The organism is Flavobacterium limnophilum, assembly GCF_027111315.2.
GTDB classification, from domain to species: Bacteria; Bacteroidota; Bacteroidia; order Flavobacteriales; family Flavobacteriaceae; genus Flavobacterium; species Flavobacterium limnophilum.
This window is the reverse complement of the sequence record NZ_CP114289.2, coordinates 1,673,025-1,698,206: the sequence shown is the minus strand read 5'-3', so window position 1 is coordinate 1,698,206 and position 25,182 is coordinate 1,673,025. Positions and strand designations below refer to the sequence as shown.

21 protein-coding genes are annotated in these 25,182 nt (G+C 36.5%); 15 read left to right on the top strand and 6 right to left on the bottom strand.

Annotated features, from left to right (window positions below; genetic code table 11):
* Positions 1–94: 94 nt before the first annotated feature.
* From OZP13_RS07030 to OZP13_RS07020, 3 genes are read right to left on the bottom strand one after another with little or no spacing between them, the layout of a single operon-like run.
* Positions 95–775, bottom strand: coding sequence for an ATP-binding cassette domain-containing protein (locus OZP13_RS07030; protein WP_281299143.1), 681 nt, complete (start codon positions 773–775; stop codon positions 95–97).
* Positions 776–794: 19 nt separating this feature from the next.
* Positions 795–2,030, bottom strand: coding sequence for a BamG family beta-barrel-assembly machinery protein (bamG, locus tag OZP13_RS07025; RefSeq protein WP_281299142.1), 1,236 nt, complete (start codon positions 2,028–2,030; stop codon positions 795–797).
* 1 nt (position 2,031) lies between these two features.
* Positions 2,032–3,351, bottom strand: a complete 1,320-nt coding sequence (locus OZP13_RS07020; RefSeq protein WP_269243142.1) for a DUF4270 family protein — start codon at positions 3,349–3,351, stop codon at positions 2,032–2,034.
* Between the two features lie 227 nt (positions 3,352–3,578).
* Here OZP13_RS07020 and OZP13_RS07015 point away from each other — a divergent pair, with 227 nt between their 5' ends.
* The 5 genes from OZP13_RS07015 to OZP13_RS06995 all read left to right on the top strand — a co-directional run bounded on the left by OZP13_RS07015 (position 3,579) and on the right by OZP13_RS06995 (position 7,552).
* On the top strand, positions 3,579–4,418 hold the full coding sequence (locus tag OZP13_RS07015) for a DUF6268 family outer membrane beta-barrel protein (RefSeq protein ID WP_269243141.1): 840 nt from the start codon (positions 3,579–3,581) through the stop codon (positions 4,416–4,418).
* Between the two features lie 10 nt (positions 4,419–4,428).
* Entirely contained in the window at positions 4,429–5,427 is a 999-nt protein-coding gene (locus OZP13_RS07010) for a Kelch repeat-containing protein (RefSeq protein ID WP_281299141.1), read from the top strand.
* Between the two features lie 25 nt (positions 5,428–5,452).
* Positions 5,453–5,743: a DUF4907 domain-containing protein gene (locus OZP13_RS07005; protein ID WP_269243138.1), complete on the top strand. Its 291-nt coding sequence runs from the start codon at positions 5,453–5,455 to the stop codon at positions 5,741–5,743.
* Positions 5,744–5,830: 87 nt separating this feature from the next.
* Positions 5,831–6,832 carry a sensor histidine kinase gene (locus OZP13_RS07000; protein WP_281299140.1) on the top strand — a complete coding sequence of 334 codons (1,002 nt, stop codon included), beginning with the start codon at positions 5,831–5,833 and terminating at the stop codon, positions 6,830–6,832.
* Between the two features lie 3 nt (positions 6,833–6,835).
* Entirely contained in the window at positions 6,836–7,552 is a 717-nt protein-coding gene (locus tag OZP13_RS06995) for a LytR/AlgR family response regulator transcription factor (RefSeq protein WP_281299139.1), read from the top strand.
* A 76-nt stretch (positions 7,553–7,628) separates the two neighbouring features.
* Here OZP13_RS06995 and OZP13_RS06990 read toward each other — a convergent pair whose 3' ends face one another.
* Positions 7,629–9,065, bottom strand: a complete 1,437-nt coding sequence (locus tag OZP13_RS06990) for an MFS transporter (protein WP_281299138.1) — start codon at positions 9,063–9,065, stop codon at positions 7,629–7,631.
* 721 nt (positions 9,066–9,786) lie between these two features.
* Between OZP13_RS06990 and nagB the strand changes: the two genes are divergently transcribed.
* Both nagB and OZP13_RS06980 read left to right on the top strand, forming a co-directional pair.
* Complete coding sequence (gene nagB / locus OZP13_RS06985) at positions 9,787–11,724, top strand: glucosamine-6-phosphate deaminase (RefSeq protein ID WP_281299137.1); 1,938 nt, start codon at positions 9,787–9,789, stop codon at positions 11,722–11,724.
* Between the two features lie 43 nt (positions 11,725–11,767).
* Positions 11,768–13,801 carry a beta-N-acetylhexosaminidase gene (locus OZP13_RS06980; protein WP_281299136.1) on the top strand — a complete coding sequence of 678 codons (2,034 nt, stop codon included), beginning with the start codon at positions 11,768–11,770 and terminating at the stop codon, positions 13,799–13,801.
* A gap of 124 nt (positions 13,802–13,925) precedes the next feature.
* On the opposite strand, the gene OZP13_RS06975 is transcribed toward OZP13_RS06980, so the two are convergent.
* Positions 13,926–14,921, bottom strand: a complete 996-nt coding sequence (locus OZP13_RS06975) for a virulence RhuM family protein (protein ID WP_281299135.1) — start codon at positions 14,919–14,921, stop codon at positions 13,926–13,928.
* Positions 14,922–15,045: 124 nt separating this feature from the next.
* Between OZP13_RS06975 and OZP13_RS06970 the strand changes: the two genes are divergently transcribed.
* From OZP13_RS06970 to OZP13_RS06935, 8 genes are all read left to right on the top strand, one after another.
* Entirely contained in the window at positions 15,046–16,662 is a 1,617-nt protein-coding gene (locus OZP13_RS06970; RefSeq protein WP_281299134.1) for an ABC-F family ATP-binding cassette domain-containing protein, read from the top strand.
* Between the two features lie 249 nt (positions 16,663–16,911).
* Positions 16,912–18,099 (top strand): DUF418 domain-containing protein, encoded by a 1,188-nt coding sequence (locus OZP13_RS06965; protein ID WP_281299133.1) that lies wholly within the window; start codon positions 16,912–16,914, stop codon positions 18,097–18,099.
* Positions 18,100–18,260: 161 nt separating this feature from the next.
* The gene (gene pyrR, locus OZP13_RS06960; protein WP_269243131.1) at positions 18,261–18,800 is read left to right on the top strand and encodes a bifunctional pyr operon transcriptional regulator/uracil phosphoribosyltransferase PyrR; all 540 of its coding nucleotides are present in this window, start codon (positions 18,261–18,263) and stop codon (positions 18,798–18,800) included.
* Positions 18,801–18,806: 6 nt separating this feature from the next.
* The gene (locus OZP13_RS06955; protein WP_281299132.1) at positions 18,807–19,733 is read left to right on the top strand and encodes an aspartate carbamoyltransferase catalytic subunit; all 927 of its coding nucleotides are present in this window, start codon (positions 18,807–18,809) and stop codon (positions 19,731–19,733) included.
* A gap of 72 nt (positions 19,734–19,805) precedes the next feature.
* Entirely contained in the window at positions 19,806–20,138 is a 333-nt protein-coding gene (locus tag OZP13_RS06950; protein WP_269243130.1) for a ribonuclease Z, read from the top strand.
* An 81-nt stretch (positions 20,139–20,219) separates the two neighbouring features.
* Positions 20,220–21,125 carry a ribonuclease Z gene (locus OZP13_RS06945; RefSeq protein ID WP_281299131.1) on the top strand — a complete coding sequence of 302 codons (906 nt, stop codon included), beginning with the start codon at positions 20,220–20,222 and terminating at the stop codon, positions 21,123–21,125.
* 222 nt (positions 21,126–21,347) lie between these two features.
* Positions 21,348–21,992, top strand: coding sequence for a pyridoxamine 5'-phosphate oxidase (gene pdxH / locus OZP13_RS06940; RefSeq protein WP_281299130.1), 645 nt, complete (start codon positions 21,348–21,350; stop codon positions 21,990–21,992).
* Positions 21,993–22,569: 577 nt separating this feature from the next.
* Complete coding sequence (locus OZP13_RS06935; protein WP_269243129.1) at positions 22,570–23,943, top strand: nucleoside permease; 1,374 nt, start codon at positions 22,570–22,572, stop codon at positions 23,941–23,943.
* Positions 23,944–24,167: 224 nt separating this feature from the next.
* Here OZP13_RS06935 and OZP13_RS06930 read toward each other — a convergent pair whose 3' ends face one another.
* The gene (locus tag OZP13_RS06930; RefSeq protein WP_281299129.1) at positions 24,168–24,881 is read right to left on the bottom strand and encodes a hypothetical protein; all 714 of its coding nucleotides are present in this window, start codon (positions 24,879–24,881) and stop codon (positions 24,168–24,170) included.
* Between the last annotated feature and the right edge of the window lie 301 nt (positions 24,882–25,182).

Sequence of the window (25,182 nt, the reverse complement as noted above, 5' to 3'; positions counted from 1 at the left end):
TTATACAAACAATAATTTAAAAGTTACAGCTTAAACGCATTTTAAATCCGTTTGAATCGGCTAAATCCGTGTCATCTGTGGGCCAATTGTTTAGTTATTGCACCAAAATGAGTTCATTCACGATTCCGTTTTTTACTTCAACGGCGCGATTGGCATATTCATTATATCTTGGGTCGTGATTTAAAATCACGATTGTTTTGCCTGATTTTGCCAATGCTTTCAGTTTTTCCATAATGAACACGCCGCTTTGTCTATCCAAAAAAGCGGTTGGCTTGTCACAAACCATAATTTGGGGATTGTTGGCCAAAGCCCTGGCGATTAGGATTTGCTGTTTTTCCAATTTCGAAAGTTGTTTGGGCATTTTTTTTCGATGTTCGTACATATCGACCATTTTCAGGGCTTCGGTAGTTTTTTGCCTGATTTCATCCGATTTTAAATTTTGAACCTTTAGCGGAAACGCCACGTTTTCTTCGGTATTTATGGACTCCAATAAATTGTGTTGATGAAAAACAAATCCAATGGTTTGTGATTGAATCAGCGCCATTTCTTCGTAACACGAAAGATTGATATTTTTTCCGTTGATTTCAAGAATTCCCTCATTCGGATTGATGAGGCATCCCATTAAGGTGAGCAATGTTTTTTTCGAATATTCGGATTTTCCGGTAATCAATAAAATTTCACCTTTATTGAGGTTGATACTGGTTTCTTCATTCCAATTGTACGTTCCGGCACTGGTGCAGAAAGTCTTGTTGATGTTTTCAAATTTAGCTACCATTTTTATGATTTTTATGTTTTTAATCGTATTTACGTTTTACGAACCAGATGCCTTCCAAACTTAAATTTATTCCAATTTTGTGATAGTTTTCTTTTATTAAATCGTTGCCGATACTCCCTTTTTGACCATAAGAGTAAGTGATGTTCAACAAGGATTTTGTGTTGTCTATCGGGATTCCAACTCCCAGACTGAAGGCCAAATTGTTGATGTTTCTGTTGTTTATCGAAAGAAAACCAGTGTCATAATTGATGCCTGAAAAATAATGGATTCGGTCTGAAAAATAAATGCTGCGTTCTTTTTTGACATAGGATAATCCCAATGCAAATTTGTCCTGGTTTTTGAATTCGCCATACAAATTGGTTTGGTTGGTGCCGTTCCAAAGGCTTTTTTCGTAATCAAAAGTGAGGCTGATATTTTTTTTGAAAGCTTTGCTGAAACCTACTCCAAATTCAAGGGGCAAATAATAATCCGTTACATCCGAATCTACTGCCGTTTCTACATATTGGGTTTCGGTCAGGTTTACCGTGGTAACCGATTGGGTTTTTGAAGCGGCTAATTTTGTTGGTGTTTTTACCGTTAACCCAATGTTGAAAGTAGAGTCAATTTTGATTTGATTCCCCAAAGTAAAACGGATTCCATTGTAGAAACTTTTTTTATTGATGTTGGTTATCGAATTGGCAATGGTAAAATCTTTAACATCGTTGATATTGCCAAAATAGAAGGAAGTCGTTAGTCCCAACGAGATTCTTTTTTGAACTTTATAACCATACGAAAGGTCAAAACTATTGAGTCCTCCATAACTGGCAGCGTCTAAATAATAAAATTCATTGCTGTTGCTGATGGGGATTTTATAATTTGAAATCAAATAAGTGGCACTCGAATACGGTTTCAAGGATGCGCTCACTCCCGATTTTGAAGTTATGGGAAACGCAACGGCAATGTGCGAAAATTGGAAATTGTTTCTTTTTTCGCTTGCTGATTGACTGTTATAATTGGTCTGGATTCCTTTTAATCCAGTGTCAAAAAAGAAGCTGTATTTGCCTATGTGACCCAACGAAGCCGGGTTTTTGTTGTTGATGAACGATGTGGATGGCAAGGCAATTCCCGAGGAACCAATGGAAGGAATCGAGCCAAAATCGGATTCATACAGGCTTCCCAAACCATAAACGGAATAGGGTGAAGTGGAAACGCTTTGAGAAAACACGCAAAAAGATTGCACGGCAAAAAATAATATAAACCAAATTTTGTTTTTCATTCTAGTAGGAGATATAATAAATTTTTAATTGTAGTTTATTTTCCGTGTTCTTTTGATTGCCCAAAACAATTCGGTTTACCCCTTTGGCAATATTGGGAAACGTAAAAATCAAGGACGATTTACTACCGGATGTTTTCAGCATTTCTTGGTTTAGAAAGGAACCAATGTTAATTTTATAGCCAATGTTTTCGTTAAATTCATCCGGCGTGGTGTTTAGCTTTGCCAACATTTGCGAGCCACCGGAATTGGTCAAAATCTTGGAAATTCGGTTTAAATGATCGCATTCATATACTTGCAGGGAATCTTTTATGGGATATAAAGCCGAAGCGCTATTCTTGATGGGCTTGATAATTAGTTCGGCATCCACGATTACTCCTTTTTCTGAAATGTATTTTAATTGCTTTATGAAAGGAAAATCTACTCGACACGCAATGCCCGTTCCCGACTGGATGAAGGCACTGTTATTGGTCAATTCGCTGGACAATTTATTTCTGGAATCTGGCAAGTTTTGGAGAATCGTTCCCGTTTTGTCCAACGAAATGTTGTTGAATTGTTTGGTCACATCGGCAATTGTAAAATCTTTGGTATAGGTGTCTTCGGAATTGGAATTGGCTTGTTTGTAATACATTCGCATCACGCAGGCAGTTGTATAACCAATCACATTGGAGGAATTTGCAGTCGAGGGTTTAATCACGACTCCCTTGAAATAATCGTTGAATTCATCGGAACTGGTAATCTCATTGTTTTTTAATTTATTGAACAAGTTTTTCCCGAAAGTAGCATCCATTTGAATATTGACGGAGTCTTTTCCAATGGGTTTTGGATAAAAAGTTCTGCTGCCAATGCTTTTGCTGTCATAGCTCAAAACCGAATTATTGTAGAAATTATCGTCGCCAACCACAGGTTTTACTTTTTGGGTCAATTGATGAATATTGATGGTTTGAACTTTCGTGGTGTCGCCATAATAGTAGCGGTCATATTTTAAAATCATTGCGATGGAATCAAAAACATAGTTTACGGTTTGGGTGTCCGAACTGCTTCCAAGTGTGTAAGTTGTGGGCGTTAATTCAAAATAGCTTTCCGATTTTACTTCCCCCAAAATGGGATCCGTGTAATTGCCAATTAGAATTCTGCTTTGATTTGAGGTTACCAAGGAGTCAAAATTGATGGTGGACACGTCAACAGTCAAGGTGTCAATCAGCAGGACTTTGTTGTTGATGCTTAAATAATCAGAACCCACCACAAAATCACCTTCTAAATTGTCGGTTTGGCAAGAGGTGAACAGGTTTATAAAAAGGAAGAGAAACCAAATATACTTCATGATTTTTTTTCGCAAATCTATATTGTGTTCCTAGATTTCAAACTATAATATATACTAGCGGCCTGATTTGCTCTACTAATTTGTCATAAACCACGACAACGGCAAAAAAGCTTCCATTAATTTGTTTAACGACTATTTGCGCCCATTCATCTATCAATAATGGGTATCTATATATATTCTTTTTTTTGGACAAGAAAGCGGAATAGATTTGTTCCAATATTAAAATAATGAAAACAGGAAAAGCAGTAAAATGGATGTTTTTAGGTTTTGTTTGTCATCTTAATGCCCAAAATAATTTTTCGGCTGAATTTGCGATCAACACCCAGCCAACAGAAAACATAAAAATTAATGAAACCAGTTTTGGAGTAGATTATGGCAAAACATTTGATTCAAAATATAGGATAGAAAACGAGTTAAGATTCAATTCCAAAAACATCAGTTACCCCAACAATGATTTGTATAATTCCGTGACGACTTATAGTGAAGTGAGCAATAAATTTGGTTTCAGTTATTTCAAAAGCGACAAAATGCAGCTCCATTTCAAATTGGAACCTTATATCGCCAGCGAAAATGATTTAAAGATTTCGGATTTGGATTTGTTGGGAGAATTGAATGTAGATTTTATTTTGGATTCCAATAAAAAGCTGATAATAGGAGCAAGCAGGAACAATTTTTTAGGAAAAACGATGGTGCTTCCCGTGTTCTCTTTTTATTATGAATACAACAAAAAGCTAAATCTATCCATTGGATTTCCAGAATCAAAATTGGATTATTCCAATAATAGCCGAAATGTTTTTTCCCTGAAAAACGCTTTCAACGGAAGTGTGTACAATTTAGAAAATGCTTCTAATTCATTGGCTTTGAACAGTACAAAATCAAGCTTTTCGCAGCTAACGACATCATTGGAATATGAAAGAAATATGGATAGTAATTGGTATGTTAATTTTAAAGTGGGTTACGATTTTAATCGAAAATACCTGCTTTTAGACAACAATTACAATACGACTTTCGATTTTGACATCAAAGACGGCTGTCAATTCGGATTAACAATTAAATATAAACATTAAAACAATAATTATGATTACATTAAAAAAGGTACTGGCATTTTCTATTATTCTTGTTCCGTTCTTTTTCGCAAGTTGCTCTGAAGATGACACAACAGAAGAGTTGGTTGGAAACTGGATAGAAAAATCTTCTTTTGACGGGCCTGCCAGATCAAGCGCAGTGGGTTTTGTCATTGGAAATTATGCCTACGTTACAACAGGATACACGGGTGATGAATACCTGAATGATTTGTGGGTTTATAATACTGACGGGGATTATTGGGAGCAAAAAGCCGATTTTATTGGTGTGAAACGTAGTGCAGCTTCCGGGTTTGAATTAAATGGCAAAGGATATGTTGGATTGGGTTATGACGGCACCAACCGACTCCAGGATTTTTACGAGTACAATCCATCGACTAATGTTTGGACAAAGAAATCAGACTTTTTGGGTTCGGCACGCTATGGAGCCGTTGGTTTTCAAGTGGCCGGCAAAGCTTATTTTGGAACGGGATATGATGGAAATTATCTAAAAGATTTTTACCAATACAATCCATCAACCGATACTTGGACACAGTCTTCCGGATTTGGAGGCGACAAGCGAAGAAACGCCACCGTTTTTGTAATAAATGACAAGGCTTATTTTGGAACAGGAATCAGCAACAACGTTTTGCAATATGATTTTTGGGAATTTGATGGAACTACCGAAGTTTGGACCAAAAAAAGAGATATTAACAGAGGGGATACTGACGAATATAATGAAGATTATGCGCTTTTAAGATCCAATGCAAGCAGTTTTGTGCTTAATGGCCTTGGCTATCTGGTTTGTGGTGATAATTCGACGACGGTTTGGCAGTACAATCCCACAACGGATTTTTGGACAGAAAAAACGTCACTGGAAGCTTCCGGCAGAATTGATGCTTTTGGTTTTGCGGCAAACAACAAGGGGTATATTGTTTTAGGTCGAGCAGGAACCAGCTATTTTGACGATTTATTGGAATTTAAACCCAATGACGAGCAAGTAGACAATGATTAATTTTGAAAATAGATATTCCAATAAAATGAAATTCATAAAGCTACTTTTGGTTTTCCTGTTTCTTGTATCCTGTAAAAACAACGCCGAATTGGAAGTAAAATCATTCAAGCTCAATGACGGTTGGGGGTATACCATAGAAACAAATGACAAGATAATTATCAAGCAAACCGTGATTCCAACCGTCTCATCCAGAAAGAGTTTCAAAACAGAAGCCGATGCATTGAAGGTTGGAAATTGGGTGTTGGAAAGAATTAAACAAAATTTATCTCCCACTGTTGCCAAAAAAGATTTAATTTTATTGGAAATATCGCTTTAAATGAATGTAAACTCGTTGAAAAACAATTCAAGAAACCAAATAATATTGCACCTGTTTATTTGGTTTTTTTTCATTCTCGCCTCCTTAATGCAGTTTTACGAAAGTCCGTTCAAGATTGGAAATGATTTTTTCGTGCAATGGGCTACGGGAATTGCACTCTTTTATTTAAACTATTTTTATTTCGTTCCTAACCTGCTTTTGGAAAAAAAGCATTTGGAATATTTTGCAATTCTAATTGTTTTGATAACCCTTTTTATGGTCGTTAGGACATACTATTTTATGCCTGAATTCAAGGAAATGGTGCGTCCCAAAATTTTTGATGCAGCTGGAAAAGAAATTATCGAAAATAGAATGTTCAAAAAAAAGGAGCCGTTGTTTTTCAAAGTTGCACCGGCAGTTTTCTACTTGTTGATTATTGCCATCAGTACTATCATCAGGATACTGACAGAATATTTCAGTAACCAGCAACACAAAATGTTTGTGGAGTCGCAAAGAACCACGGCAGAACTCATTTATTTGAGAAAACAAACCAATCCCCATTTCTTGTTCAATACCCTGAACAGCATTTATTCTTTGGCACACAAAAAATCGGATTTGGTTCCCGATGCCATTGTCACCTTGTCGGAATTGATGCGCTACATGCTTTACGAAACCGACAATAAAACGGTTTTGTTGGAAAAGGAAATCAATTACATCCAGAACTATATCGAGTTGCAAAAACTGCGTTTGAACAATATCGAAAACATCTATGTCAACGTTCACGGCGATACCAAAAACAAATTCATCGAACCCTTGTTGCTGATTTCGTTTATCGAAAACGCCTTCAAATACGGAACGGATTACAAGGGAAACACGCACGTGAAGATCAAAATCCAAATCGAAGGAAATGTTTTGGACTTTTGGGTAGAAAACAGGGTCGAAAAATTCGAATCCGATGCCGAGAATTCCGGTATAGGCATCAGCAACATCAAGAGCCGACTGAAATTGTTGTATCCCGATTCGCATATTCTGACCATTGTCGAAAAAGACCAAATTTATTCGGTACATTTAAACTTGAAATTAGATCAAATTCAAACCATAATTGATTAAAATATGAAGTGTATAATTATTGATGACGAACCCTTGGCGGTTGATTTGCTCAAAGATTTCGTGAGTAAAGTGGAATCCTTGGAGCTGGTAAACACCTTCAACAATGCAATTGATGCCATTTCCGCCATCAACAAAACGGAGGTCGACTTGATTTTTTTGGACATCGAAATGCCCCATTTTACGGGCATCGATTTTATAAAAGCCATCGATAAAAAGCCATTGATTATTTTCACCACCGCTTATTCCAATTATGCCGTCGAAGGATTTGATTTTGGCGCCGTCGATTATTTGGTAAAACCTATTCCGTTTAACCGATTTTTGAAAGCCGTGGTTCGTGCCCAGCATCTTTTTTTACCACCAGAAGTTGTTCATAATTCAAATGCTACCATTATTGCCGCAGACGAATCCAACAATTTCATGTTTGTCAGGGCAGAATACGAGAATGTCAAAATCAATTATGCCGATATTTTGTTTGTCGAAGGCTTGAAAGATTACGTGAAAATTTACACCAACGACGGAAAATATGTCCTGACGCTGATGAGTTTGATAAAATTAGAAAATTCCTTGTCCCACAAAGGTTTCTCCAGAATTCATCGTTCCTATATTGTCAATTTGGCCCACATTAAATCCATCCAAAAAAACAAAGTGTTAATTGTGGACAGGCGATTGCCCATAAGCGAAAGTTATAAAACGGCTTTTTTTAGTAAAATAAATTTGTAAAGTTTCATATACAAAAAAGAGGATGTTTCATTTATTTTGAAACATCCTCTTTTTATTTTTTTTAAATCACTAATTATTAGTGTCCTCCACTAATTTTCTTGTCAAAATCAATCCCTTGATTTCTTAGAATACCGCTTACTTTCCAGGCATAAAATGCCAAATAAGCAAAACACAGAACCCCAACGATATAGCTGTTTTGAATGCCAATGCTATCCGAAACAAATCCTTGTGTCCAACTTACAATTCCACCACCCATAATCATCATGATCAGGAAACTGCTCCCTTGGCTTGTGTGTTTTCCCAATCCGCTTACTGCCAAAGTAAAAATACAAGGCCAAAGCGTGCTACAAAACAATCCAACACTGGTAAAAGCATAAACACTCACCATTCCTGTGGTGGCCATTCCTGTAAAGAGTGCCACAGCTCCCAATGCAGAAAATATAAGCAACATTCTGGCTGGATTACCTTTACTGGCCATATCGGCGGCAATCAACACCAAAATAATTAATCCGTAAACATAGAAAGGAGTCAAATCGTGTTTAGCTATTGCATTTACAAGCAAGAAAACGCCAAATGCCAAATAAGGAGCCAAGAAACGAAGTACTTTTTGAGTCGTCATATTATCGGTAAAAGCTTCGACAGCACCTGTCCAACGACCAATCATCAAACTCGCCCAATATAAAGATACGTATGGCGCAATATCTCCAATGGCAAAACCTAATTTACTTTCCATATAAGCCGGTAAATTAGCCGCCGTAGAAACTTCGACACCCACATATAGGAAAATGGCTATCATTCCCATAACAAGTTGTGGGTATTGCAAAGCCGTATTTTTGGAAGAAGCTGCATCTTCCACAGTTTCCACGATTGTTTCAGGAAATTCCGGCAAAGATGAAAATTTCAACAAGACGGCTACAATTATAAATGCCAATCCCAGAATTAAATAAGGAATTTTAACGCTTTCGATACTCATATCAGTATTTCCGGTTGCGGCAGCTCCAAAAATGGCAAAACTTACGATTAGTGGCCCAATAGTGGTTCCAAAATTGTTGATTCCTCCAGCCAAAGTCAATCGCTGAGAACCAGTTTTTATTGGCCCCAAGGCAATCGCCAACGGATTGGCAACGGTTTGTTGCAAAGAAAATCCCAACCCAACAGTAAATAAACCGGCAAGCATTAAGGGATATGATCCGGTATTTGCCGCAGGATAAAACAACAATGTTCCAAGGGCGGAAATTACCAATCCCAATGCCAATCCATTTTTATAGCCAATTTTGTTGACTAAATCTTTTCCAATCAATAAGGAAATGCCCATGTATATCAAGGAACCCACAGTATAAGAAATGTAAAAAGCGATGGATACAAATTGGCTTTGACCTTGGGTTAAATCAAATGCTTTTTTAAAAACGGGGATTAAAATATCGTTGCTGGCTGCAACAAATCCCCAAAAGAAGAATACGGTAACTAGGGGAATAAATTGTCCCCATTTGGTTTTAGAATTTTCTGAACTCATAATTTAAAATTGGTTAAAGGTTTGGTTTTTAGTTTAGCGCTGTTTTATTTTACTTGAAAAGCAAATACACATATTTCCAATGAAATGAATCATTCGATTTTATATCTTTTTAAGCGAAATAAATTAGCTGCTAATTTTTTTATAAATATATTAATAATGAATCTTTAAAATATGGACACAGCATTCAAAACTATAGACACATTAACTATTTTAAATAAATAAGATTGGATGTGTTTGTTGTCTAAATACATAATATTAAGGTAAATATATGCTTAAAGAATAGTATAAAAAAGTAAATCAGCATAAAAATTGCCAATTATAAACAAACAATATTATTGTTTCAAGAAACGACAATTTATAAAGTTTAAATTTTGCATTTGATGATGAAAAATGATTTATTCCAGAATTTTAAGCTTCGCGTCTTTGCTGTAATTACGGACAATGGGTTTGATGAAACGAGGCAAAGGAATTGGTTTTACCAAATAATCCAGATGCCGAGTTAGAACTTAAATATATTAAAAAAAGCAATCGGCATTTTTTCCAAGAGCGGTCGATGATTTATAGTTTCATTAAAAACTGGTCGTGACAACGGAGGAACTAGATTTTGGTGGGATACAAATGGAGCCAATTTCTAAAATAATTAGTATAAAATGGTATAAGTAAATCGTTTACTTATGCCATTTTTTAAAATAGTATCTGTAATTTAGTAAAAAAAAACAAGATGAAAACTGCTTTAGAAATTAGACCTGATATCAGTTATAAAAGCCCTGGTAAATTTGAAGAAACCCGATTTGAAAAAATCCATAACGAAATTTTTAAAAATTCGATGGAAGGTTCCCTAATTGTTGCAAAAGAAATAGCACAATTAATCAAATTCAAGCAAGAAAAAAATGAACCTTGCGTGCTTGGGTTGGCTACAGGTTCTTCTCCCATAAAAGTGTATGAAGAATTGGTAAGGATGCACAAGGAAGAAGGTCTTAGTTTCAAAAACGTGATTACTTTCAATTTGGACGAATATTATCCAATGACAAAGGAAAACAACCAGAGCTATTTCCATTTTATGCACCAGCATCTTTTCAATCATATCGACATAAAGCCCGAAAACATTCACATTCCTGATGGTTCGGTAGCTTTTGAAGATTTGAATCAATATTGCATTGATTATGAAATAAACATCAAAAATGCCGGCGGACTTGATTTCCAATTGTTGGGAATTGGTCGAACGGGTCACGTTGGTTTCAATGAGCCAGGTTCACACATCAATTCCGGAACCCGAATCATTACTTTGGACCACATTACCAGAGTCGATGCCTCGTCTGATTTCAACGGAATCGACAACGTTCCCAAAAGAGCAATCACAATGGGCGTTTCCACCATTCTTCGTTCCAAAAGAATCGTGTTGATGGCTTGGGGACAAAATAAGGCCGATGTCATCAAAAGAACTATTCAAGGCGATATTACTTCCGAAGTTCCTGCCACATTTTTGCAAAATCATGCCAATGCCACCTTCGTTTTAGACCAAGCAGCCGCTTCAGAGTTGACCCGATTTAAAACACCTTGGTTGGTTGGAGAATGCATTTGGACACAGGAATTAAAAAGCAAGGCGATTGTTTGGCTATGCCAACAAACCAATCAGTCCATATTGAAATTGACCGACAGGGATTACAACAATAATGGAATGTCGGATTTGCTTGCCGCAGGAGGTTCAGCTTATGATTTGAACATCAATATGTTCAATGTTTTACAACACACCATTACGGGCTGGCCAGGCGGAAAGCCAAATACGGACGATAGCAACAGACCCGAAAGAGCCAATCCAGCCCAAAAAAGAGTCATACTTTTCAGTCCACATCCAGACGATGACGTGATTTCCATGGGAGGTACTTTTTCGAAATTGATAAAACAAGGTCACGAAGTGCATGTGGTGTATCAAACCTCCGGAAACATTGCCGTTACAGACGATGAAGCCTTGAAATTTGCTGAAGTTTGCAATGATTTTGTCGGTGATGACGAGCGTAAAGTTGATTTTCAAGCCATCATCAATTTCTTGAAAAACAAATCCGAAAACCAAATCGATTCCTTGGAAGTTCTAAAATTAAAAGGATTGATTAGACGCCGTGAATCCCACGCAGCCGTAAGATACATTGGATTGAAAGACGAAAACACCCATTTCTTGGATATGCCTTTTTACGAAACGGGTCAAATCAAGAAAAACCCGATGGGTACGGAGGATATTAACCTTGTTGCAACTATTATAGCCAAAATAAAACCACACCAAATTTTTGCTGCAGGTGATTTGGCCGATCCACACGGAACCCATGAAGTTTGTCTCAACGCCATTTATGCAGCCTTGAAAAAACTGAAGCCAGAATCTTACATGAAAGATTGTTGGTTGTGGTTGTACCGTGGTGCTTGGCACGAATGGGATGTCCACGAAATTGACATGGCCGTGCCGTTGAGTCCAGATGAGGTAACGCTCAAAAGAGCCGCTATTTTGTACCATCAATCCCAAAAAGACAGGGTAATGTTCCAAGGAAATGATTCCCGAGAATTCTGGGTTAGAGCCGAAGATCGCAATAAGCATACCGCAAAATTATACGATGATTTAGGCCTTGCCGAATACGAAGCCATTGAAGCTTTCAAGCGTTTTGAATATTAAAATCACAAAATTTATTATCCAAAAGATAACTACCCAATACGACATGAAATACATTTTTATCATATTAATTTCAAGTTTTCTGGCGAATGCCCAGATAAAAACAGAGCAATTAAATCTGATGCCTTGGCCGCAAAGCATCAATTTGACAGACGGAAATTTTGTCTTGGACAAAGGTTTTAAACTCAACATTACAGGCAATCCCAATCCAAGAATATTCATTGGAGCGACCCGGTTTCTAAGAAGATTGGACGGAAGAACGGGCTTGTTTTTTAACCAAGGATTTGTAACAGGTTTAAACGAAGTTCCCAATGCCAAACTGCAAATCAATTGTGCCCAAAATGGAAAAATTGGATTGCATGAAGACGAAAGTTACCGACTTGAAATTAATTCCGGCAAAATAACGATAAATGCCACTTCCGATTTGGGGGCGCTGCATGCTTTGGAAACCTTGTTGCAGATGTTGCAAAACAGCAGCACTTCCTATTATTTTCCGACTGCAGTTATCGAAGATTTTCCAAGATTTAGCTGGAGAGGCTTGATGATTGATGCAGCCCGACATTTTCTGCCCGTGGATGTCATCAAGAGAAATATCGATGCGATGGCGGCCATGAAAATGAATGTTTTTCATTGGCATTTGGTCGATGACCAAGGTTGGCGAATCGAAATGAATAAACATCCCAAACTGACGCAATTGGCTTCGGATGGTGATTTTTATACCCAAGAAGAAATCAAGAATATCGTAAAATATGCCGATGAAAGAGGAATTCTGGTTGTTCCGGAAATAGACGTTCCGGGACACGGAACGGCAATACTCACGGCTTATCCAGAAATTGGAAGCAAAATAAATTTCGATAAAACGACTTATTCCATCGAAAGAAATGCGGGAGTTTTTAGGCCTACATTAGACCCATCCAATCCGAAAACCTATCTATTGCTGAGCGAAATATTCGACGAAGTTTGTCCGCTGTTTCCGGGCAAATATTTTCACATTGGAGGCGATGAAAACGAAGGAAAAGACTGGGATTCCAATCCGAAAATACAGGAATTCAAAAAGAAATACAAGTTGGAAAACAACCACGAGTTGCAGACTTATTTCACGATGCAGTTGATTCCAATGCTCAAAAAGCACGACAAGGAATTAATGGGTTGGGAAGAAATAATGACAAAAAATATGTCCCAAGATGCCATAATCCATTCCTGGAAAGGGACAAACGAAGGCGTCGCAACAGGTAGTTCACTTGTCAATGCTGTGAAGAACGGCTACAAAACGGTTTTGTCCAACGGCTATTATATCGATTTAATGCAAGGTGTCGAAAGCCATTATTTGACTGATCCAATGCCAAAAAACACCCTTCTTTCTGCCGAAGAAAAAGCACGAATTTTGGGTGGAGAAGCCACGATGTGGAGCGAATTGGCATCGCCAACAACGATAGATTCCAGAATTTGGCCAAGGACTTGCGCCATAGCCGAAAGATTATGGTCGAATGAAAACATTACGGATTTGGGCAGTTTGCGCAAAAGACTGAAAACTGTTTCTTTCCGATTGGAAGAATTGGGAATTACACACATCAGAAACAAAGCGGTTCTGTTGCGAAACATCAGCAACAATCAGAAAAGTGAGGCTTTGGAGGATTTCTCCAATATATGTGAACCGTTAAAAATCTATTCCCGAAATATCGGCGGAACTGAATATCAAATGTATTCGCCTTTGACTCTTTTTGCCGATGCTTGCACACCAGACGCTTCCGATGCTTTAGATTTTGATGCTGCGGTAAATCAATATTTAAAAAACAAGAATGCAGAGAATCAGGTTTTGGTTACTGATTTCTTGAAAAAATGGATTGGTTTAAATATCAATTTGATGGAGCTTAGCGCCAATGCTCCGTTGGTGCAACCACTTTTGCCCTTGTCAAAAAGTTTGTCTGATTTATCGGGACAACTCTTGTTGCTCATTGACAAAAAACAATCCGTGAATCCATCAGTGTTGAAGGATTTATTGGAACAATGCAATTCAAAAAATCACGCCGATGTAGAGTTGGCGGTTTATAATAGCTTGAAAAAATTGATTCAAGCATAAAACAAGTTTGATAAATAGTTTGTTTAGAGTGGCGTTGTTTTCTTTAGGCTTTTAGTTTGTTTTGGTTTAAAAGGAAATAATGTAGAGAACCCGGCAGTTTTGTCGGGTTTTTTATCTCAAAAAATCACTTATTTTTATTTAATTTCAGAACTTCTTTGTCAAAATCCGATAAGTATTCCCTGTCCTGAATAATTCTAAATTTATCAAACTCCATTTCTGCTTTAATTTTAGCTTCCAGATGAGTGATTTTTCCTTTGTCGTTTAGAATTGGATAATTGGAGAGTTGCAGAAAGTTATTTAGGAACAAAGTCCAGTCTTCCATTTGCATAACAATTTGTCTTTTGGCATAGTTTTCTGCCAAGTCCAAGTAAGCCGAAACAATTCGGTTTAATTCCTGAAGATGGGCATCGTTCAAGTAGTTTTTGGCAATGCTCACATCCGTTTTTTGAATTTTGCCGTTTGGCGCATCTTTCCAGGTGGATAATCCCATATAAAGTTTGTTGGCATCGGCTTCGGTATAAATAATTTCTGCGGCCGTTTTTCCGGTTATTGCCCAATGTAATTTGTTTTGTACCATGGCAAAAAACGTTTTTGTAGTGGAGCTTTCTTTTTCATAATCTGCTGAAAGCGCATAAATATCAGTTATTTTTTGATAAAACCGTCTTTCCGAAGAGCGAATTTCTCTAATGCGTTCCAGTAATTCTTCAAAATAATCTTTGCCAAATGCTTTACCGTTTTTCAGCATTTCGTCATTCAAAACAAATCCTTTTATGATGAATTCTTTGAGTGTTTTGGTTGCCCAAATCCTGAATTGAGTGGCTTGATTGGAATTGACTCTATAGCCAACGGCAATAATGGCATCCAGATTATAGAAATCAATTTCTCTGCTGACTTCTCTTTTCCCTTCCATTTGAACTACTCGAATTTTTCGAGTACTTGAACTTTCTTCTAATTCATTGGATTTAAAAATTTCTTTTAAATGATAGGTTACAGTATGAGATTCAACGCCAAACAATTGCGCCATCGCTTTTTGTGAAAGCCAAAAACTTTCGTCCAAATACGTTACTTCAACATTGATGTTCGTTTCTGATGTTTGATATAATAATATAGGTGCTTGCATCTATTTTTTTGATACTTTATTATGATGGGATTAAAAGATACGTGAAGATAAACTAATTGTGCTTTTGGAGTTTAAAAAAGCGACATTTTTTTGTACTTTTGCACAAAATTTTATAAAACAATTTATGTTATCAATCAATAATTTATCAGTTCAGTTTGGCAAAAGAATTTTGTTTGACGAAGTAAATACGGTCTTTACACAAGGTAATATTTATGGCGTTATTGGAGCCAACGGAGCTGGAAAATCCACTTTTCTTAAAATAATTGCTGGCGAAATGGATCCCACTTCGGGACATATTCATTTGGAGCCGGGAAAACGTATGTCGGTTTTGAACCAAAACCATAATATGTTCGACGAACATACGGTTCTGGAAACAGTCCTTATGGGAAACAAAGTTTTGTATAAAGTAAAAACCGAAATGGACGCCCTCTATTTGGATTACACCGATGAAAATGCAGACAGAATAGGAGAGTTGCAAGTACAATTCGAAGAAATGAACGGTTGGAATGCCGATTCTGACGCAGCTTCAATGTTGTCCAATTTAGGTATAACCGAAGACAATCATTATACAATGATGGCTGATTTGGAAGGAAAAATGAAAGTGCGAGTACTTTTGGCGCAAGCCCTTTTTGGAAATCCAGATTTGTTGATTATGGATGAGCCTACCAATGATTTGGATTTTGAAACCATTGCGTGGTTGGAGAATTTCTTGGCCAATTATGAAAATACGGTTATCGTGGTTTCTCACGACCGTCACTTTTTGGATGCGGTTTGCACCCATATTTCCGATATTGATTTCAGCAAAATCAACCACTATTCAGGAAACTATACTTTCTGGTACGAATCCAGTCAATTAGCGGCCAAACAACGTGCACAACAAAACAAGAAAGCCGAAGAAAAGAAACAAGAACTAGAAGAATTCATCCGTCGTTTTTCTGCGAATGTGGCCAAATCCAAACAAGCTACTTCTCGTAAAAAGATGATTTCCAAGTTGAATATTTCCGAGATAAAACCGTCAAGCCGTCGTTATCCTGCCATTATTTTTGACCAAGAACGTGAAGCCGGTGACCAGATTTTGAACGTGCAAGATTTAAGCGCTTCTGTTGATGGTGAACTTTTGTTTAAAGGCGTTGATTTGAATATGGCCAAAGGTGATAAAATCGTTCTTTTCTCTAAAGATTCACGTGCCACAACAGCATTCTACGAAATATTAAACGGAAATCAAACTGCCGATTCAGGAACTTACGATTGGGGAGTTACTACCAATCAAGCCTATTTACCGGGTGATAACCATTCGTTTTTCGAAAATGATTATTCTTTGGTGGATTGGTTGCGTCAATGGGTAAAAACTGAGGAAGAACGTGACGAGGTGAACATTCGTAGTTTCTTGGGTAAAATGATTTTCTCTGGGGAAGAAGCCTTGAAAACTTGTAACGTATTGTCGGGAGGAGAAAAAGTGCGTTGCATGTTGTCTCGAATGATGATGGAAAGAGCCAATGTCTTGATGCTGGACGAACCAACAAACCACTTGGATTTGGAGTCGATCACGGCTTTCAACAACTCGTTGAAAAACTATAAAGGTTCCGTTATTTTCACCACACATGATCACGAGTTTGCCCAAACTGTTGGTAACAGGGTAGTAGAATTAACACCAAAAGGAGCTATTGACCGTTACATGACTTTCGATGAATACTTGGATAACGAAGGAGTCCAGGAATTAAGAACGAAAATGTATTCTTAAAATAGATAAAAGAGAATAGACAGATAGATAATAGATTTCCCGCTGCGATGCAGCGGGATTTTTTTTGGAAATTGCCTGGCATAATGTTGTTGTAGAACGTGATTTTTTAGTTATACCAAACGATTTTGTATTTTAATGCAAATTGTTCTGCTATAATCGGTATTATTTATAAAGAATTTAAAAATTGATTTTTAGTTTATTATGGGAAAATAAAATACTTTTGAAAGAAAAACCTTTTTATACAGAGCCATGTCAAACAGTATTTTAAATCTAAAAACGCCAAGAGTTGAAGTGGTTGATGCCTTGAGAGGTTTTGCCATAATGTCCATTATGTTTCTGCACAATATAGAACATTTTGATTACTATTATTTCCCTGAAGCCTTGCCAGAATGGATGAAAGTGATGGATAAAATAATTTGGGAAATCTTGTTTTTCCTTTTTGGCGGAAAATCCTATGCCATTTTTGCTTTGTTGTTTGGCTTCAGTTTTTATATCCAAAACGACAATCAAGAGAAAAAAGGGAATGATTTTAGATTGCGATTTCTTTGGCGATTGTTGTTGCTTTTAGGATTTGGTATTCTCAATACAGTCTTTTATGAAGGTGATATTCTGGTGCTTTATGCAGTTTTGGGTGTTGTTTTGATTTTGGTTTGCAAATGGAATGATAAAGCTGTTTTTATTACCGCCTTAATTTTGATGTTGCAACCTTTAGAATGGTCAAAGTATTTTTATATGCTTTTACATCCCGATTATGTTCCAATGCCCAATTTATCGGAGCATTATTTTGGAATGATGGGCGACTATTTAAAAAGCAATTCCTTTATGGATTATGCAGTTGGAAATCTAACCATTGGAAGATGGGCATCTATTTTTTGGTCTTGGGAAAACGGACGTTTTTTTCAGGCTCCAGCTTTATTTATGTTTGGATTGTTGTTAGGACGAAAGAAACTTTTCATCGCATCGGTTGAAAGTAATTTATTTTGGAAAAAAGCGTTGCAATATGCTATTGTTTTTTTTATCCTGTCATTCACTTTCAAAACTTTTTTGCCTGAACTAATAGAGCGAAAAACATTGATGAACAGCCTTTCGGTTATAGTAACCTCTTGGTCAAATCTGGCTTTTATGATTGTTCTTGTGTCTACTTTTATATTGTTGTATCGAAAAGAATCTGTGTGTAATCTTCTTTCAAAACTCATTCCCTTTGGGAAAATGAGTCTAACCAATTACATCTTGCAATCTATTGTGGGTTGCTTTATTTACTACCGATATGGCTTGGGACTTGTTGAATATACAGGTGCAACTTATTCTTTGTTAATTGGAATTGGTTTATTTATTTTGCAATTGTTTTTCTGTAAATGGTGGCTTGCAAAGTACAAACAGGGGCCATTGGAATATATTTGGCATAAGGCGACCTGGATTTCATTTGGAAAACAATAAATAAATTTTTCTAAGCATTCAATGGATAAATCCTAAATCGGAATTTGTATATTTGCTTTACCAAACCTATGGATGTTATGACTGACATAATTAAAATGATACATTTTAAAGACAATACTAACAATTCCATACATCTTTTTAAAAACAAATAATTGCAACCTATGAGTCAAAAAGTATTGCTTACTTCCAAGGAAGTCAATATCATTCTGCACCGTTTGGCCTGTCAGTTAATCGAAAAACATCTTGATTTTTCGGATACCATTTTAGTTGGTATCCAGCCTCGTGGTACATTTTTGGCGGAGCGATTAAAAAATTTGTTGGAAAAAGAATATAAGATTTCAAAGATTGCTTTGGGCTATTTGGACATTACTTTCTTCAGGGATGATTTTCGAAGAACCAACAAGCCATTGGAAGCCAACAAAACCAAAATCGATTTTATCGTAGAAAACAAAAAAGTCGTTTTTATAGACGATGTTTTATATACCGGTCGAAGTATTCGGTCGGCATTGACTGCCATTCAGTCCTTTGGGAGACCATCGGAAATTGAATTATTGGTGCTTATTGATCGTCGTTTTAGCCGACATTTGCCTATTCAACCCGATTATCGCGGTCGCCAGGTGGATGCCATAAATGACGAAAAAGTGCAAGTGTGTTGGAAAGAACAAGACGGGGAAGATGCCGTTTATTTAATTAATAAATAATAGAAAATGAGCGAGTTAAGTGTAAATCATTTATTGGGAATTAAATATATCAACAAGAAAGATATTGACCTTATTTTTGAAACCGCCGATCATTTTAAAGAAGTTATCAATCGTCCCATCAAAAAAGTGCCTTCACTTAGAGACATTACCATTGCCAACATCTTTTTCGAAAACAGTACCAGAACCAAGTTGTCCTTTGAATTGGCACAGAAACGTTTGTCTGCGGACGTAATTAGCTTTTCGGCAGCGCAATCCTCGGTTAAAAAAGGAGAAACCCTGATAGATACCGTAAACAACATTCTTTCGATGAAAGTGGATATGGTGGTGATGCGACATTCCAGTCCCGGAGCGGCTCATTTCTTGTCACAAAACGTGAAAGCAAGTATTGTAAATGCTGGTGATGGCGCTCACGAACACCCAACACAAGCTTTGTTGGACAGTTATTCCATTCGTGAAAAACTGGGCGATGTGGCCGGAAAAAAAGTGGTCATCGTGGGTGATATTCTGCATTCAAGGGTAGCGCTTTCGAACATATACGCTTTGCAAATGCAAGGTGCCGAAGTTAAGGTTTGCGGACCAAAAACACTTATTCCGAGATATATAGAATCACTTGGAGTAAAAGTGGAACCTAATTTGCGCAAAGCATTGGAATGGTGTGACGTGGCTAATATGCTTCGTGTTCAAAACGAACGAATGGACGTGAATTTCTTTCCTTCCACCCGGGAATATGCACAGCAATATGGATTGGATAAAACCTTGCTCGATTCGCTAAATAAAGAAATCGTGATTATGCACCCAGGGCCAATTAATCGTGGAGTCGAAATCACCTCAGATGTTGCCGACTCGAAACAGTCGGTGATTTTGAACCAAGTAGAAAACGGTGTCGCGATTCGAATGGCGGTAATCTATTTGTTGGCTTCCAAAATTCAGTAAATTTTGTGATATTTAAAATTGCCATAACCCAAATTTTCTTTGTAAATTAGCGATACTATAAATTTTATCAAGATGAAAGTAGATCAAAAAGGACATACTGTTTGTATAAAAGACACAAAAGGAGATTTGGTTTCGTTTTTGATGAAAATTACTCACGAATATAAAACGTTCCAAAAGCATAATATCATTATTGATATCAGATTGCATAAAAACCTTTCGGTAAAAGAAATCAATAGTTTCAAGGCTCTTTCAAAAATGCACCGAAAATCCAAAAAATCGTTTATTATAGCCACGTCAGATATTGACCACAATGCCGTTCCTGACAAACTAGCCGTTGTTAGATCATTACAGGAAGCACATGATATTATTGAAATGGAGGAAATAGAACGAGATTTGGGCTTTTAAATTGGTTAATTGTTTATTCGTTTAATTGTTTAATCGAATGACCTTAACGATTAACCAAATAACCGATTAACTGAATAAACTTTGAATTTAACCATCCTCGGCTGTTATGCGGCCACACCACGCACTTTTACCAATCCCACTTCACAGGTTTTAGAAATCAGGAATCGATTGTTTCTAATTGATTGTGGCGAAGGTACGCAGGTGCAATTACGCAAAAACAAAATCCGTTTTTCGAAAATCAACCATATTTTTATTTCACATTTGCACGGTGACCACTTTTTTGGCTTGGTGGGTTTGGTTTCGACCTTTTCACTGCTGAACAGAACTACCGATTTGCACATTTATGGGCCAAAAGGAATCAAGGAAATCATTGATTTACAATTGAAATTATCGAATTCTTGGCCTGGTTATGGCTTGTTTTTCCACGAATTGGAGTCCAAGGAAAGTGAAGTTGTTTTTGAAGACGACAAGGTAATCGTGAAAACCATTCCTTTAAAACATAGGGTTTATACCAATGGCTTTCTGTTCCAAGAAAAAATTAGAGAACGAAAGTTGGACTTTAAAGCGGTTCAAGATTACGAAATCGACAGATGTTATTACCAGAATATCAAGAACGGAAAAGACATCACGCTTGATGACGGTCGCGTTATTGAAAACCACAAATTGACATTTGATCCCGTTCCACCATTGAGTTATGCTTTTTGTTCGGATACAGTGTATAACGAAAGTATTATTCCCATTATTAATGAAGTTGATGTCTTGTATCACGAATCCACTTTTTTGGATTCAGAGGAAACTTTGGCGGGAAAAACCATGCACTCCACGGCAAAAGAAGCCGCAACCATAGCCTTGAAAGCGAATGTCAAACAATTGGTTTTGGGACATTATTCCACGCGATATGCAAGTATTGAACTTTTTAAAGAGCAAGCCGAAACCATTTTTCCGAACATCCTTTTGGCCGATGACGGAAAATCGTTTGAGTTTTGATTTTTATTGAAGGTTTTTTACAATTGAATGCCTTGACAATTTTTATGAATAAATAAGAGTTCAAATGTGTACTCCATTTGTCACGCTGGAAGCGTCTAAATTATGTTGCTCCATCTCGCTTAGAGACGCTTTCAGCATGACAAATAACAAGAATAATACATTTGTGGTAAGCTCTTTTATGAGAATAAGTTTGCTTATTTTTGCAATTAAAGAAATAAAACAATGAAAGACATAGGTAATTATAGAAAGTCCTACGAAAAAAGCGAGCTTCTGGAAACGAATATTCCGGAAGACCCGATTAACTTGTTCAACAGATGGTTTTACGAAGTCGAGGATTTTGGCGGTGTGGACGAAGTCAATGCAATGACGGTTTCGACCATTGGGTTGGATGGTTTTCCCAAATCGAGAGTGGTGCTTTTGAAACAATTCACTTATGAAGGATTTATTTTTTACACCAATTACAATTCCGAAAAGGGTAGGGCCATTGCCAATAATCCCAATATTTGTCTTTCATTTTTTTGGCATTCGCTGGAACGCCAAGTCATTATCAAAGGTATTGCCGAGAAAACTTCGGTGAATATTTCCGACGGCTATTTTGAATCACGACCTACGGGAAGCAAGTTGGGCGCGATTGTTTCCAATCAAAGCGAGGTTATTCCATCTAGGGCTGTTTTGGAAGAGGGTTTGAAACAATTGGAACAAGACTTTGAAGGCAAAGAAATTCCTAGACCTGAATTTTGGGGTGGATATTTAATCCGTCCTGTGGAAGTTGAATTTTGGCAAGGAAGACCCAATAGATTGCACGACCGAATCCGCTATCATTTGCAGGAAGATTATTCATGGAAAATAGACAGGCTTTCGCCATAAAAAGTGGTTTAGAAAATTGGTGTTTAATACCTCGAAGTTTTGCTTCGGGGATTTTTTTTGCAATTCCACAATTTTTATTTTTTTGCAAGTTTTGATTTATTTGTAAGTTAATTTTTATTTAATTGTTTTTTTTGTGTATTTTGTCGATTTTGTTTGGTTTTTAATCGATAATAGTGTTATATTTGATCAAGAATTAAAAACAACGTTACTATAAATTAACAAGTATTTTTAAAGAATTGCCCCCACAATTACTTTTATTGTATTTTATCTGATTTAAAAAAAATGTTGTGAAGATTTTAAAGAGTTTGCCCCACAATCTACTTTAATCTTAACCTGTTAAATTAAAAAATAAGAAATTAAAGAGTTTGCCCCACAATCTGCTTTAAGACTTAACCTACTGATTTAAGAATATAGAGTTTTAAGTTTGTTAATTAGTTAGAAAAACCATCCCGCAGAACGGGATGGTTTTTTTTTTATTTAGAGCGAATTTTTTTATTTATTTTAATTTGAATATCTGAATTTAGTGGTAGATTTACGCACAAGATAAATTGTCATTAAATTTTAAGCCTACATTATTATGAATATTAAGAATCGTCTAACGCTGATGAGCTTTCTCCAGTTTTTTGTTTGGGGAGCTTGGCTAATTACTATTGCAAACTATTGGTTCGGAACAAAAAATTGGGAAGGAACTCAATTTGGTTTAGTTTTTAGCACAATGGGGATTGCTTCTCTATTTATGCCAACCCTAACTGGAATTATTGCAGACAGATGGGTCAATGCTGAAAAACTATATAGTGCGCTTCATATTTTGTACGGGTTGGTTTTGTTTTATTTACCAGAAGTTACTACTCCAACAACTTTTATATACGTTATGCTCTTGGCGATGTGTTTTTATATGCCAACCATTTCTTTGAGTAATTCTATTTCTTATAATGCTTTGAAGAAAAGTGGATTAGATGTAGTGAAGAGTTTTCCTCCCATTCGTGTTTATGGCACTGTGGGGTTTATTGTCGCCATGTGGATTACAAATCTAACAGGGAATAAAGCAACAGCTTATCAATTTTATATAGCTGGGATTGCCGCTATTGCTTTGGGGATTTATTCTTATACATTGCCAAAATGCGAGCCACAGCGATTGACCAAAGAGAATTCTTCATTGACGGAGACATTGGGATTGGAAGCTTTTAAATTGTTTGCTAATTATAAAATGGCGTTGTTCTTTATTTTTTCCATGTTTTTAGGTGCGGCTTTGCAACTTACCAATGCCTATGGCGATGTGTTCTTGGATGAATTCAAACATTTTCCTATCTATGCAGATTCCTTTGTAGTGAAATATTCAACTATAATTATGTCAATTTCTCAAATATCGGAGACTTTATTTATTCTGGCTATTCCCTTTTTCTTGAAACGTTTTGGGATCAAACAAGTTATGTTAATGAGTATGCTGGCTTGGGTATTGCGTTTTGGTTTGTTTTCCTTTGGAAATCCAGTCGATGGATTGTGGATGATTATTATGTCTTGTATCGTTTACGGAATGGCATTTGATTTCTTTAACATATCAGGATCTTTATTTGTTGAAACACAAACTGATCCCAAAAATCGTTCTTCGGCTCAAGGATTGTTTATGATGATGACAAATGGAGTAGGAGCTGTACTAGGAAGTTTTACTTCAGGATGGGCAATAGAACGTTTTTTTACTAAATCATTTAGTAATACTACTGATTTAGCTTCTTTTCTGCAAACAGAAAGCACGAATCCTAGAATGGTTGAGTTTGTAAAGATTCAAGGTAATGCAATAAATGCAGATGGTTTGTTTGATAAAGTGATTATGATGAGAGATTGGCATGATATCTGGTTGGCTTTTGCTACTTATGCTTTGATAATTGCCGTTGCTTTTGCTATTTTATTCAAACACAAACACAATCCTGAAGAGGTTCAAGCGAGTCTTTAAGAGATTTATATATCCAAAAAAACCTCCTTTAAAACTGATTTAAAGGAGGTTTTGTTTTATATTTATCTTTGTGATGAATTGAAATCATTGCTTGTTAGCCCGGCTTACTATGCATAGACCATGCTTGTGGCCGGAATTAATTCTTGCTTTTAGACACAATAAAAAACCAAGTATATTTCTCAATTCAACTTTATGTTGTTCAGTGTGATTTTATGCAATCCTGATTAGTTTAATGCAATACCCACAATAAATCCCACCCAGGGCTTCTTGTCGTAAATCCAAACTTCCCTATCGGAATTTAGGAGATGATCAAAGCCCACAGCAATCCCAAAACTGGCTATATTTGACTCTATAAATCCTGCAATCCCGGTTTGGATAATCATTCCGCTATATTCATCAATCACTTCATTCTGCGTGGTAAACGGACTGATTAGTGTGGCACCCGGTCCGGCAAAAAGGCCAAAATCATATCCCCAATTATTGATTTTATGATGATTCTTGCCCAATGGATCTATTCTATTTACTATTTTGTAACTGTCATGCCTCCATCCGGCATATAAACCAATGTTGAAATCTGTAGTCATTTGTCCAGGTAATCCGTGAACAGAAGGGCGATATTTCAAAAGAATCGCGGTAATGTCAATGTCAAGACTTTCTTTCTTGAAGACTACAGGGCTAATTTGGATACTGTCCGAAGGTTTTAGGGAAATAGTCAGAAAAGCATTGGTATCAGGTTGTTTTTTGGTCTGATGGTATACGTCAATTTTTTCATCAGTTACTTCCACATAAACGTTTTGGTCACTTATTTGTTTGGATTCCAATTTATAAAATCCACTATTAAACCCATGTTTAGAGGCCTTTTCCAATGCATTGCATGAGGTTAGGAGTACAACAAATGCTACAGGAATAATAATAAAGTATTTACTGTTGCTCTTCATAAAATTGAATTTTTAATTAAAATAATTTAATTGTTATCCGTAATTAAGAGCAAGCAAGATTAAATTCAAGGTAGAGGCTTTTGTATTAACATCTTAATTACTAATTCATTATTATCAAAGATACGATTTTCTGTTAGATGTCCAGAAAACAAAAATTGTTGGGCAAGGCATTCGCATTTAAAATTATCAGACACGAATTGCACAAATTAACACCGATTTTATCGTTTATTAGAATTGGATTGGCACTAATTTTTACCGGTTTTATAAATTTGTGTAAAACTTTTTTTAAAAGCAAATGCAT